This window comes from Thiopseudomonas acetoxidans (assembly GCF_030362935.1).
GTDB classification, from domain to species: Bacteria; Pseudomonadota; Gammaproteobacteria; order Pseudomonadales; family Pseudomonadaceae; genus Thiopseudomonas; species Thiopseudomonas acetoxidans.
Genome location: NZ_JAUCDY010000007.1, coordinates 79332 through 92650 on the forward strand (window position 1 = coordinate 79332; position 13319 = coordinate 92650).

Annotated in this window: 13 protein-coding genes; 1 reads left to right on the forward strand and 12 read right to left on the reverse strand. The window is 49.6% G+C overall.

All coding sequences use genetic code 11. From position 1 onward, the window contains the following. Nucleotides 1-2: 2 nt before the first annotated feature. From QEZ41_RS07395 to QEZ41_RS07405, 3 genes are read right to left on the reverse strand one after another with little or no spacing between them, the layout of a single operon-like run. Complete coding sequence (locus QEZ41_RS07395; RefSeq protein WP_289410759.1) at nucleotides 3-212, reverse strand: YgaP family membrane protein; 210 nt, start codon at nucleotides 210-212, stop codon at nucleotides 3-5. Further along, a complete protein-coding gene (locus tag QEZ41_RS07400) occupies nucleotides 209-3442 on the reverse strand; it encodes an efflux RND transporter permease subunit (protein WP_289410760.1) in 3234 nt (1077 codons plus the stop codon). The genes QEZ41_RS07395 and QEZ41_RS07400 overlap by 4 nt, the downstream gene beginning before the upstream one ends. A 2-nt stretch (nucleotides 3443-3444) precedes the next feature. Then, nucleotides 3445-4467, reverse strand: coding sequence for an efflux RND transporter periplasmic adaptor subunit (locus QEZ41_RS07405; RefSeq protein ID WP_289410761.1), 1023 nt, complete (start codon nucleotides 4465-4467; stop codon nucleotides 3445-3447). A gap of 125 nt (nucleotides 4468-4592) precedes the next feature. On the opposite strand from QEZ41_RS07405, the gene QEZ41_RS07410 reads away from it, so the two are divergent. After that, nucleotides 4593-4904, forward strand: a complete 312-nt coding sequence (locus tag QEZ41_RS07410; RefSeq protein WP_289410762.1) for an ArsR/SmtB family transcription factor — start codon at nucleotides 4593-4595, stop codon at nucleotides 4902-4904. Between the two features lie 172 nt (nucleotides 4905-5076). Here the strand turns inward: QEZ41_RS07410 and QEZ41_RS07415 are convergent, their stop codons facing one another. From QEZ41_RS07415 to sixA, 9 genes are all read right to left on the reverse strand, one after another. Then, nucleotides 5077-7059, reverse strand: a complete 1983-nt coding sequence (locus QEZ41_RS07415; protein WP_289410763.1) for a transglutaminase TgpA family protein — start codon at nucleotides 7057-7059, stop codon at nucleotides 5077-5079. Then, entirely contained in the window at nucleotides 7052-8011 is a 960-nt protein-coding gene (locus tag QEZ41_RS07420; RefSeq protein ID WP_289410764.1) for a DUF58 domain-containing protein, read from the reverse strand. The genes QEZ41_RS07415 and QEZ41_RS07420 overlap by 8 nt, the downstream gene beginning before the upstream one ends. Beyond that, nucleotides 8011-8928 carry an AAA family ATPase gene (locus QEZ41_RS07425; protein ID WP_289410765.1) on the reverse strand — a complete coding sequence of 306 codons (918 nt, stop codon included), beginning with the start codon at nucleotides 8926-8928 and terminating at the stop codon, nucleotides 8011-8013. Before QEZ41_RS07425 ends, QEZ41_RS07420 begins: the two co-directional genes overlap by 1 nt. 96 nt (nucleotides 8929-9024) lie before the next feature. Next, a complete protein-coding gene (locus QEZ41_RS07430; protein ID WP_289410766.1) occupies nucleotides 9025-9315 on the reverse strand; it encodes a hypothetical protein in 291 nt (96 codons plus the stop codon). Between the two features lie 3 nt (nucleotides 9316-9318). Then, on the reverse strand, nucleotides 9319-10392 hold the full coding sequence (locus QEZ41_RS07435; RefSeq protein ID WP_289410767.1) for an AI-2E family transporter: 1074 nt from the start codon (nucleotides 10390-10392) through the stop codon (nucleotides 9319-9321). Nucleotides 10393-10475: 83 nt separating this feature from the next. Beyond that, nucleotides 10476-11282, reverse strand: a complete 807-nt coding sequence (locus QEZ41_RS07440; protein ID WP_289410768.1) for a DUF4892 domain-containing protein — start codon at nucleotides 11280-11282, stop codon at nucleotides 10476-10478. Then, on the reverse strand, nucleotides 11282-11944 hold the full coding sequence (locus tag QEZ41_RS07445; protein ID WP_289410769.1) for a glutathione S-transferase family protein: 663 nt from the start codon (nucleotides 11942-11944) through the stop codon (nucleotides 11282-11284). Before QEZ41_RS07445 ends, QEZ41_RS07440 begins: the two co-directional genes overlap by 1 nt. 21 nt (nucleotides 11945-11965) lie before the next feature. Next, entirely contained in the window at nucleotides 11966-12838 is an 873-nt protein-coding gene (locus tag QEZ41_RS07450; protein ID WP_289410770.1) for an alpha/beta hydrolase, read from the reverse strand. A 15-nt stretch (nucleotides 12839-12853) separates the two neighbouring features. Continuing rightward, nucleotides 12854-13312, reverse strand: coding sequence for a phosphohistidine phosphatase SixA (gene sixA / locus QEZ41_RS07455; protein WP_289410771.1), 459 nt, complete (start codon nucleotides 13310-13312; stop codon nucleotides 12854-12856). Nucleotides 13313-13319 lie beyond the last annotated feature (7 nt).

A 13319-nucleotide genomic window follows, 5' to 3' on the forward strand; every position in this document is an offset into this window, starting at 1 on the left:
CCTTAACAACCCGGTTTTACACCTACTTTACGTAGAATGGTTTCCAGCAAGCACCACTTAGTCAGTCCGCTCTGGAAAATATTGGCGCCCACAAAAAGTGTGAAGGCTAAGAACCACTCATTCACAAAAATTGGGCTGGAAGGCACACCCAGCGCCAAAGTGAGCATGATAAAAACACCTGCAATCACACGTACAAGTTGCCATGAAGTCATTGTGTATCTCCTTGAGGAATAATGCGTTCAATTTTGTTGCGATAAGCTGCGTAATACAGCAAGGGAATCACCACTAAGGTGAGCAAGGTTGACACCAGCACACCAAAGATCAGTGAAATGGCTAAGCCGTTAAAGATAGGGTCATCTAGAATAAACAACGCCCCCAACATCGCCGCCAAACCCGTCAGCAAAATGGGTTGTGCACGAATAATGGCGGAGTCCACCACGGCTTGTTCAATAGTGCGTCCTTTGGCGATCTCAAGATTAATAAAATCAACCAAAAGAATGGAGTTACGCACGATAATTCCTGCCAGCGCGATCATGCCAATCATGCTGGTGGCCGTAAATTGTTGCCCCAGCAAGGCATGCCCTGGCATGACACCAATAATGGTCAGCGGAATGGGTGCCATAATAATTAACGGCGTTAAATAAGAGGAAAAGTGCGCCACCACTAGCAGATAAATCAATAGGATGCCCACCGCGTAGGCAGCGCCCATATCGCGGAAGGTTTCATAAGTAATCTGCCACTCCCCGTCCCACTTCATTGCGTAGTTACGGTACGGGTCGCTGGGCTGATTGATAAAGTACTCATCAAGCGGCGTGCCCGCGGGGGTGATAATTTCGCCAATTTCTGCGCGTGACCAGAACATGCCATACAACGGGCTATCAACCTTACCGGCCATATCTGCAGTGACAAAGTGTACGGGAAGCAGATCTTTATGGAAAATCGGTTGCTCACGCAAGGTGTCCGTAATCTGCACCAACTCTTCAATGGCAATCAGCGCACCGCTACGGCTACGTACTTTTAACTGCAACAGCGCATTCAAGTCACCGTGTAACTCAGGCTTTAATTGGATATAAGCCGAAGCAGGATACTTGCTGCCATCATGCAACCAAGCTGCATTTTCACCGTGCAAACCGGCGCGCAGCGTAGCAACAATATCCGCCTGTGCCACACCCAGCTGACTGGCCTTACTGCGATCAATAATCAACAGCTTGCGCGGGGCATCGGCAATTGCGCTGTCATCCAGATCAACAACACCCTCGACATTACCCAATGCCGCCAATACTGCTTCTGCGACCTCACGCCGGCCTTCTGCCGTTGGCCCGTAGATTTCCGCCACAATGGGCGCATGAACCGGCGGGCCTGGGGGGACTTCAACCACTTTGACATTGGCGCCAAAAGCCTCACCAATACGCTGCAACTCAGGGCGCAAGCGCGTGGCAATCGCATGACTTTGCTCTTTTCGCTCGGATTTATCCACTAGGTTGACCTGCAAATCACCGCTTTCACTGCCACTACGCAAATAATACTGACGCACCAAACCGTTAAAGTTTATCGGTGATGCGGTGCCAGCATAGCTTTGATAATTCACCACTTCCGGCACTGTGGACAGGTAAGCACCCAGCTCACCGAGCACCGCTGAGGTCTGCTCCAAGGGCGTACCTGCCGGCATATCCACAATCACCTGAAACTCGGATTTGTTATCAAAGGGCAGCATTTTTAACAGCACCAAACCGGTTACCGGTAACGCCATCGAAATACCAATCAGCCCCATCACCACCAGACCCAGAAAGAAGCGATTGCGCGTGCCTTTCTTCGTATCCAAGAAGGGGGCGAAAATGCCATGGAATAAGCGCGATAAGAATGCCGGCAATTTCGCTGGCTTTTCAGTTGTCTGCTCGGCGCTGCTAGGCACGGCTTTTTTCAGCCACAACCGCGCCAACCAAGGCGTTAACGTAAAGGCAATCGCCAGTGACAACACCATCCCCATACTGGCGTTAATCGGAATCGGGCTCATATAAGGTCCCATCAAGCCAGATACAAAAGCCATCGGCAGCAAGGCAGCAATCACGGTAAAGGTCGCTAGAATGGTGGGGCCACCCACTTCATCCACCGCTGGCGGAATAATTTGCAGCAGGGTTTTATCAGGATACAACTTTTGATGTCGGTGAATATTTTCCACCACCACAATGGCGTCATCCACCAAAATACCAATCGAGAAAATTAGCGCAAACAACGACACTCGGTTCAGGGTAAAACCCCATGTCCAAGAGGCAAACAGCGTTGCCGCAAGGGTTAAGCCTACAGCCACACCTAAAATAGCCGCCTCACGGCGTCCCAAAACAAAAAACACCAGCGCCACAACAGACAGGGTGGCAAAAATGAGTTTTTGAATCAGCTGACGAGCTTTTTCGTTGGCAGTGGCCCCATAGTCACGAGTTTCTACCACCTCTACATCCATAGGAATCAAGGTGTTTTGTAATTCAGCCACACGTGCCATTACCGCTTCAGAGACGTCAATGGCGTTTTCACCCGGTTTTTTTGTTACCGTCAACGTCACCGCAGGAAACTCTTGCGCCTGCTCACCAACACTGCCAAAACGTACATAGTTGCTCGGCGGCAACGGCCCTTCACTGACCTCAGCCACATCACCGAGGAAAATGGCACGGTCCTGATGCACACCTACCACTAGCTCGGCCACTTCGCGGGCATTGTTTAAAAAACGCCCTGCTTCAATTTGAATAGATTGGTTACCACTGATTAGCTCACCACTGGGCAAGCCCAGGTTGGCTGATTGCAAAGCTAGACGCAAATCATTAACGGTTAAACCCACTGCACTTAAACGCTCAGGCTCTAAATCAACCCGCACCACGCGCCCCGGCCCACCGATGGTGTCCACTTCTCGCGTACCTGGTACACGTTTAAGCTCCACTTCAATACTGTGAGCAATGCGCTGCAGATCATAGGCGCCAAAATCAGGGTTGGTGTGATACAGCGTCACCGTCACAATGGGTACATCATCGATCCCCATGGGACGCGTGATCGGCGGTAAAACACCCAAATCACGCGGTAACCAACTTTCGTTAGAACGCAGAGTATCGTGCAGCTTAACCAAGGCATCATTGCGGGTAACGCCCACTTCAAATTGCACGGTAATCACCGACACTCCCGGCTGCGAGGCGGACATCACATGCTCAACCCCTGCCATTTGTGATAACACCTGCTCGGCTGGGTTGGTGACCATGCTTTCGACATCACGCACCGCCGCACCCGGAAACGGAATAATCACGTTGGCCATGGTGACGTTAATTTGTGGCTCTTCTTCCTGTGGCGTCACCAAAATAGCGAACAAGCCCATCAACAAGGCCAGCAAAGCCAGTAGCGGGGTAATTTGTGCTGCCTGAAATGCCGCGGCAATGCGGCCTGAAATACCTAAGGGACGCATGCTTACTCCTTGCTCAACACATGAAGATCAAGATACACCCACTCGCCTTCGCTTAAACCGCTCAGCACCTCGATCTCGTCACCCGTTTGCGCGCCTAAACGCACCTGCCGCAAAAGGGGCTTACCCTCTTGCGCGCTTTTGACATACACCGCGGTCAGCTCGGCGCGGCGAACCACCGCCTTGGCAGGGATAAATAATTTGCTCTGCTGGGCAAGCTGCGGGCGCTGCAACTGAACCTTAACGGACTGACCCGGCACTAAACCGGTATTGCCGTTGGTAAGGGTTAAACGCAAACGTACGCTCTGTGAACTGGCATCCGCGGTAGGCAGGCGCTGTAAATTATTGACTGCTAGCACCTCTTGCCCGTGCTTTACTTTTATCTGTTCCAAGCTGAGGTTTTGCGCTGGCAAGGCATTCACAGGCACCGACACACCCACTCTTAACTGTGCAGGTTCAAACAAACTCAGCAGCGGCATGCCCGGCATCGCCATATCACCCTGCGTGGCCGGCACATCAATCACCACTCCAGCATAAGGCGCGCGAATAATAAAGAAGTCGCTTTGTACTTGTGCGGCCTGCACCTGTGCTTGGTGCGCCTTAAGTTGGGCGGCGGTGGCACGCTGCTCAGCTTCAATACGCTCTAACGCGCCTTGGCTAATATAGTTTTGTTCGAAGAGCTTTTTCTGCCGTGCCAGTTCTTGGGTTAGCGCATGCAACTGTGCTCTGGCAGCATCGGCCTGTGCTTGTGCGGCAGCTTGTTGTTGACGTGCCTGGCTGGCATCAATCTCTATCAGCAGCTGCCCAGCTGTGACTGTGTCACCAGCTTTGACATGTACTTGTTTAATTCTGCCGGTCACCTGCGCTGCAACACGGGTATCAGTGACTGCTTCTACCTGTCCTTCATACTCAGCACTGCTGGCCCAAGATGCACGCTTGACTTGCACCGCCGCAGAACTCTGCGCCGATGCCCAACCGCTTATGACAAGACCCGCGAACGCTAAGATAATCGCTAGTTTATTGTTCACCCGCACACTCTCCGAAGAAATATATAAACAGATTCTTAACTATTATGTAACTAAGCTTGCAACTATGCAAGTATCTAACTATCTTACCTACAGCATTGTTTAACTTGAGAATTGCAATGGAAAAAATGAGTCCACACGCCCTAGAACAAATAGCGGCCTACTTTAAAGCGCTGTCAGATCCCACTCGACTGCAGATTTTGCGTCTGCTGGGTGAAGGGCAATACAATGTCGGGGAGATTGCTCAGCGTTGCAACTTCAGCTCAGCTAACATCTCTCGCCACCTATCCATCCTTAATCGACACGGCTTGATTACCCGTCAATCACAGGGCACTCATGTGTTTTATCAGCTAACCGATGAGTCAACCTATGCACTCTGTGAGATGGTTTGTCAGATTATCGAGCGGCAGATAAGCGTACAAAAACAAGCGTTTGCTTAAACCTAAGAAGCCTCTGAATAACTACCTGCGTAGCTACCACTGCGTTAAAAACGTACTCAAAATGCTCATTTACTCGGTGTAAACTGCGCTTTTTCGCACGTTTTTGCCTTGTGTTAGCGTCCTCGGTAACGTTATTCAGAGGTTCCCTAAAACTTAAAGCATTTGCGCTATGCTATCGACGCGCTAAGCTGTGGCGTAGCGTCTGTAACTGCTGCTTCAACTGCACAGCGGGAACGGGGACATTGGCATATTCGTTCTGCTCATAACTATGCACAAAGGCATCCAATGCCATCCGTTGCGGTGGCGACAAGTCTGCCTGAATACGCGCCTGAAATGCACGCAAGCCTTCCGCTGGTTCGCGTTTATATTGGCGCTTTGCCAGTAAGCGCTCAAACTGTTTTAACAGACGTTGAGTTTCGCTTAGTCTGGTTTGCCAAGGTTTAAACAGCCATAGCGATATAAGGGCAAACAACAGCGCAATCGTAATCACCAAGCCCACGCCTATACGCTGCCAGCTTATTTCACCTAGCAAACCTTTAAGCCAGTTTTTTTGGCGCTCTGCCTGATAGCCTAAAACATTTTTCTGCCACGTGTAATTAAGCGTATCCCAGCTTATTCTTAGCTGATTAATCCAATTTATATGGCGATAACTTAATGGCGAGAACAGTCCGGTATTCAAACTCTCGCCGCGCAACGCTTCTTGCAAGCCTTGCTCGATACGCTCTGGCGCCACCTGAAACGTAGGGTCAACTCTGTGCCAGCCAAAACCCAAACGCCAATACTCAACCCACGAATGCGCATCATACTGGCGTACCTGCACATAGTTTTCCGCGCGATTAACTTCACCGCCCTGATAGCCTGTCACCACACGCGCTGGAATACCTGCTGCACGCAACACAAAGGTCATAGCGCTTGAATAGTGCTCACAAAAACCTGTTTGCGTGGCAAATAAAAACTCATCCACACTGTGCTTGCCTAGGCGCGGCGGTTTTAGGGTATAAAAATATTCTTCTTGGTTAAAGGTACGTAACACAGCCCGCACTAATGACTCATCATCAGGATAACGCTGGCGTAATTGTTGCGCCCATGCCCGCGCCTGTGGATTAACCTTATGCGGCAATTGTAAATAGAAGCGGTATTTTTCAGGGCTTAACTTAGGCTCAGCCAGGGCTTCAGGCCAAGCCCGAGCCTGATACAAATAAGTGCGGTGTATGGGCGTATTATGCTGCAAACGAAAATCATTCATCAGCCGAATATCTTTTTGGTCTGTCTGACTCACCGCCAAGCTGTACAACCAAGTCCGCGAACTAGGCTGCATAATCACACTGTATTCCAACATATCGCCTTGCGCTTGCCACTCTGGCGCAAGCAAATCAGAGGTCATGTTTTGCATGTGCCATGTACGGCCATCAAAGTACGGCAGGGTCAGTGCGCGCCAATACAGCTGGTTTTGTGTCGGTATTTCACCCGTAAAGCTGGCACGAAAAACCAACTCTGATGACTGACTAAGCTCAGCAATATCGCCCGGAGACATATGATCCGAGATACCGGTAACGCCTTTGTCCTTTGGCGTTGGTAAAACCCAAAGCGGATCTAAACGCGGGAAAAACAAAAACAACAGCAGCGCTACGGGAATGGCTTGCAGCAAGATTGCAGCAGCCTGGGTTACTGTTTTACCCGGTCGTCCTGTTAAGACTGTTTGCTGCAATCCAACCAGTGCCGCTAGTAACGCTGTGACAGAAAGCAGGCTATAACCAGCAGCTAGAATGCTGTCATCGAACAAATAACTGGTAACTACCGTAAAAAACCCAAGATAGATCAGCACCAGCGCATCACGCTTACTGCGCAGCTCAACCAACTTCAGCACAAAGGCGGTCAACAGCAGCGCCACCCCGGCATCTAATCCTACGAGACTGCCACGGCTTAGATACACCGCAAACGCAGCGCTAACCATCATCGCTACTTTTACTATCGCCTTGGGAAACTGCATACGCATACGAAACACCTGTATGCGCCATGCAGCACAGACGAGCCACAAGCCGATAATCCACAAGGGGACATGCCACAACAAAGGCAATATCACCAACACTTGGGCAATCAATAGCCAAATTAGGCTATTGCGTGGAATACTGGGTTTGATCTTATGTTCAGCCATGCTCTGCCCCAGCAAAGAGTGCCAAAGCGGTTAAACATTCTGCTTGATGTGCAGCCCCTGTGCCCGGTCCGATGGTTTGTTCCAGCAGTTGCAAACTAAAGGGAGTCTCTTGCTGGGTCAGCTTAAGAACCTGTGCACAGAGTACGGACAGGCGGTATTCAACATCACCGCCCAGCGCGGAAAAATTCAATTGCGTCTGTGCACCTTTAAGTTCAGCAAACTGCTTAATCCACAAACCCTGCCCCTTCGACCAAGCTTTCCAGTTTACTCGGCGCAAAGAATCGCCTTGCTGCCAGGCCTCCAGTCCTTGATAATCATCTACACCACGTCCAGCCGTAGCTAATCCCTCGACCTCATCCTCACCGACTGCCACACCTGCTAACTCCAACGGCGCTTCTATAGGTTTAGGGTAAACAAGCACGCTTTGCGCTAAATCCACCTGACTCCACGCAACCCAAATACCCAGCGGAAAGCGTGTTTCCACACGGATACGCTCCGCGCTATGCTTGCCTCGACGTTTGGCGGGCAAGCTCAACTCGACCTGCTGCTCGGAATTTTTTGCCACGTCCGTCATTACCATTTTCTGCAGCGACCAACCCAGTCCAATCGCCTGATATGTGCGCCGATCGGCTTGCAGACGTATTGGGAACCGAGCGTTTTCGCCGACAAAGCAGGCCTCTGCTGGCAAACCTATCAGTTGTAAGCCTGCCAAGTTACGCCATGTATGCAAAATGCTGAGCAGCCCCACAGAGGCCAACAAAAACGTTAGCGCATAAGCCAGACTGTTTTGATAATTAATCGCCACCATCAACATTAATAACAAGGCTGCTGCGAATGCATAACCGGCCAAGGTGGGCACGATAAATATATGCTTCTGCCCCAACTTCACTCGGGTTTGTGCCGGCAAACGTCGAGACCACCAAGCCGCCAGCCAATGACGCCAAGCGCTCATTAGAATACAGCCACTTCATTGAGCAGCCATTGCACTGCTGTGGAGTCTGTAGCGCCAGTTCCTGCGGCTGAATGGGCTAAACGATGCGCCACCACCTGTGGTAAAACACTCTGTACATCCTCTGGAATGACATAGTCACGCCCAGCCAAAAACGCCCAGGCTTTAGCTGCTGATAATAACGCCAGTCCGCCACGCGGTGATAAACCATAAACAAACTGTGCATTGGTGCGCGTGGCTTCTACCAAGCGCAGAATATAACTCACTAGTGCGTCACTCACCTTTACTTCACTGACTTGAGTTTGCGCTTTTAGCAGCTCATCTTTTTCTATTTGCTGGGTTAACGAAGCCGCTTGCCGTTTAGTAATGGTGCGAGTTAGCAATGCACGTTCCGCTTCGGCATTGGGGTATCCCAAAGACAGGCGCATTAAAAAACGATCAAGTTGAGATTCTGGCAAAGCGAAAGTGCCGCTCTGACAGATAGGGTTTTGGGTTGCAATCACGAAAAAAGGTTCAGGCAAAGGACGTGTTGAACCCTCGATGGTAACTTGCCGCTCTTCCATGGCTTCCAGCAACGCACTTTGGCTTTTAGGAGTGGCCCGATTGATTTCGTCGGCCAGCAAAAGCTGAGTAAAAATTGGCCCCGGGTGAAATACAAACTGCCCTGTGTTGCGCTCAAACACCGAAGTACCCAGAATATCCCCCGGCAATAAATCGGAGGTGAACTGCACGCGCTGATAACTGAGCCCCAGCACCTGCGCTAAGGCATGACTGAGAGTTGTTTTGCCCATCCCCGGCAGATCCTCAATCAACAAGTGCCCACGTGCCAGCAAACACGCCATAGCCATGCGCACCTGATGCTCCTTACCCAGTAACACCTGATTAACGGCGTGCAGGCAATTTTCCAGCTGTCTTAACATCACCCCAACTCCTGTAACCTTTATTTTCCGTTATGAGTATAAACAAATTTCGTTTAACTTCATCGGGTGTGCGACAGTGCAAACCTCAGTTAACCATTAACGCCCAGCGCGTGATTCAGCGATGTAAAAGCGTGCACGCTTAGCTTTTTGTTTGCAGCTGGCAAATCTCTCAAACTGCTGCTGTGTTTTTGCAGCGGTCAGTAAAGCCAGCGCTTTGGAATAACTCACCGTGCCAGCAAACCCTTCAGCTTCAGCAAAATTTAACTCTTTCCACGCCGCATCAATCTGATTACTGCAGGCAGAACGATCATAGGTTTTTCCAGCGCAGCCTGTTAATAGCACAGCACTTAAAATCAACCCTAAACCAAATACTTTATTAAGTTTCATATATTACTCCTTACGGGTTCTATTTTTGGTTTTGTTATGCTTAGACTCACTGATTGAAATCCATTCACTAAGCAAGCTATAGGCTACTGCAAGCAACGTTGGGCCTAAAAACAAGCCCATAAAACCAAATGCAATAAGTCCACCAAACACACCAATAAGAACCACAATTAGGGGTAAGTTCCCACCACGGCTAATCAAATAGGGTTTTAAAATATTATCTACACTGCTAATAACAACAAAACCCCAAACAGCCATAAAAATAGCCATCGTATAGTTTTCTTGGAAAAACAACCAAGCGACGGCCGGTATCCACACCAAAGGCGGACCCATGGGTATGAGGCTCAGCATAAAGGTCATACCTGATAACAACAAAGCTCCGGGAACACCTGCAATCCAAAAACCAACAAATGCCACTATTGCTTGGGCTGTTGCCGTACCTATCACACCGTTAACCACGCGGCGTACAGTACCTGCCACCAGCTCTATATAATAATCAGTACGTGTGCCTAACAATCTATGCACCAGTGCACGCACAAACAGCGCTAAACGCTCACCATCTCGATAAAAGAAAAACACCAAAAACAAACTGAGCGTGAGCTCCAGCATACCGCCTGCAATACTGGCACTGCGCCCCAGCAGCCAGTTACCAAGCATCCCCATGTAGGGTTTTACCGCAGAGAACAGCACTGGGCTTTCTTCATCTAAAGTAATCCACATTTCGTGTAGACGCTCACCAAAGAAAGGCACATTTTGCAGCCAGTCAGGCTCTGGCGGCATGCCCGTGATACGCAGATTTTTTATCATCTCCGTCCCATCACGGATGTAATCGGCAATGTTAAAACCAATCCAGAAAAGAGGGATAGCCACCAGCAGCACCCAGCCTGTCGTGAGTATGGCGGCCGCTAAGGCAATATTCCCATTAAGCTTAGCGGTTAATAGGCGCATCAATGGCCAGCTAGCAAAAGCCACCACAGCCGCCCAAAAAAGTGCCGACATAAAAGGAGCTAACACCCACAAGCAGGCGCCTATCAAAGCCAGCAAAAGAATCTGCGTCAGTAAACGATCGCTGCTAATCATTGTTGTTCCTTGTTATTCATTCGTTTCTTACCCAAGCATGCAGCTTACTTGTTAATCCTTTTTAGCCACATCAGCAGTCTTGGCTATTGAATAAGCTGCAAGTAAAGTTTTGAGTTTTCAGCAGAATCAAGCTCTACGCGATTGGCTTTTACTCCAGCCGCTATCAACTCTTCGTACCAAAGCGCTGCGTTTTCGCCCCCAATAACCACTCTAAAAGCTGCGCTTTGATTGAGTGTACGCACGAGCAAGGCCAGCCACTGCGGTTCTGGTTCGGCTGGTAAATGAGTCAGCATTAGTTTTCCACCCTCACGCAACTGACGCAGTAGCGTAGCTGGAGTTGGGCGTAAATCACTAGGCATTGAGTCAGCAGCCAGCTGCTCAAAATGTAACAAGGAACGTCCATTACCGCGCGTAATCGCATAGACAGTGATCAGCGAACCGTCTTTAGGTTGAATAAAAGCAGCATAACTCTGCTGTTCATCCGGCCCATACAGGCGCGCGGTATCAAATACCGCATTAGCCCACAGATTACTTGGCCCGCAGTCCTTTCCTTCACACCAAAATAGCATTTGCGCATCATGCTGTTCTAAATAGTCACGTGCGGCCATAAAGGCATCGCCTGCTGTATGTGTTGATGCTAACTGTACGGTTAAAACAGATTGTTGCCCGTGCAGTAACACCTCACCGGTATAACGCAAACGACCACTAATACGACGCACAGAACCCAGCGGATAAATCTTTTCTACAGCCTCCTGCTGCGAGGAGTTAATGACACGGGCATTTTGCAAAGGTGGTAGTGCTTGCAGTGACTCGAATAGAGCTTGTGCAGGCAAGGCATGTGCAACAAGCAGCATGCCCACACCTAGCAATACAGAAACAAGTTTAGTCATTATTTCACCAACATCGATTGCGCTGTACCGATGGAGTCTTCTTTGGGTTGTTGCGAGTGTGGTGTTTGCATACCCTTTTGTACTGCTGGCCTTTGCCCAACCACCTCTAGCCAGCGCTGCAAATGCTCCAAGCCTGCAACTGAAACGCCAGCCCACTCATATGCCGATACCCAAGGGTAAGTCGCCATATCAGCAATGCTGTAATCACCCGCCAAATACTCTGCCTGCGTCAGACGTGTGTTGAGCACCTCATACAGACGGCGTGTCTCATTTTGATAACGCTCAATTGCAGCAGGGATTTTTTCTGGAAAATAGCGATAAAAAACATTGGCCTGCCCCTGCATAGGCCCAATCCCGCCCATTTGAAACATTAACCATTGCATAGTTACAGAGCGTTGTTTGGCATCAGTCGATAAAAACCGTCCTGATTTTTCAGCCAAATACCAAAGAATCGCACCGGATTCAAACACTGCAAAATCACCATTATCACGATCAACGATCGCAGGAATCCGCCCATTTGGGTTAATGGCTAAAAATTCCGGTGCTTTTTGTTCTTTTTTATCAAAGGAAAGCACATGTAATTGATACTCAAGCGCCATCTCCTCTAAAGCAATAGAAGCCTTATGCCCATTCGGTGTTGCTGCCGTATATAAATCAATCACTTAAACCCCCTTGCTTACTCGCTATCTAGCTGCTAAAAACTCAGCAAAGCATTCAGCTACAGCTTGCGCACCCTGTTCATCATCAAGATGCAGGTGGTGACCACCTAAAACTCTGTGTATCACCATATTTTGTTTGTCCAATGTATCCATAAAGGCCATAAACTCTGGCACATTAACCAGTAGACCCTGCTCTGCCAAGACTAGGCTAACTGGGCACTGAAGTGCCTGCACAAAAGCCTGTGCATGCTTGATGGTTAAGCGCAGAGGTGAAGGCAAGGTTAAACGCACATCCGTATTCCAGCAATAACCACCACCCACCGGACTCAGCCCGCGCGACACCAGTAACTGTGCCGCCAACTCACTCACCGGCATAAAGCCACGCACCCGTGCCTGTACAGCCTGAGCTTCAGAGCTATAGACCGTTTTCTTTTTAGTATGCACATCAATTTGCGCCAACAACGCTTCACCCAACTTTTTCGGTGATTGCGCGGCCTCGCCAGTATCAGGCACCAAACCATCAATCAGCGCCAAACGCTCAATACGTTCTGGCACGGCAGCAGCAACCAACACACCGACAATGCCACCTAGCGAATGACCTAAAATTGAAAACTTAGACCAGCCTAACTCCTGGGTAGCCAACAAGGCATCAGTGGCAAAGTCCCATAACTGATAACCCGCACCCGGAGCACGACGACCAGAAAAACCATGTCCTGCCATATCCAAGGCGACAATCCGCAAGCCTGGAAGCTTAGGTGCTAACAACTCAAAACTCATGGCATTATCAAGCCAGCCATGTAGGGCTAATACTGGAACACCGTCTTCAGGTCCATAAACACGAGCTGCGAGATCGATATGCGGTAATTGAATACGTATTTCTTTTGCTGGGTAGCTCACTGGCTCTCCTTCTTGTTAATTTTGTACATGCTGCACTGACAACAGATTCATTGCTGCCGCCAGGCAATCCCCCTCTAACTGCACCACAGTAGCTGTAGCTAATGGCATTGAATACTGCGCGCTGCCATCACAAAACCAGCCAACTAGATTGCCCAATAACGGCTGATGACCTATTAATAACAAGCTATCCACAGTATAGCTAGCCAAATAACGCTGCGCTTCAGCCACGCTACTTTCTGGGGTTAGCCAAGGTACTATTTCGGGCTCTTTGTGATAATCCACTGCCGGCAAAAAAATCTCTGCTGTTTGCCTGGCCCTAATATAGGGGCTGCATAAAGCGTGGGAAAACCTGTTACCCGCGACACTTTGCGCTGCCTCAATCACTTGTTTACGACCTCGCTCAGTCAGCTGCCGCTCAGCATCTTTGCGCTGGTAGGGTTGCGCTTCACCATGACGTAACAACCAAAGCTTCATATGTATT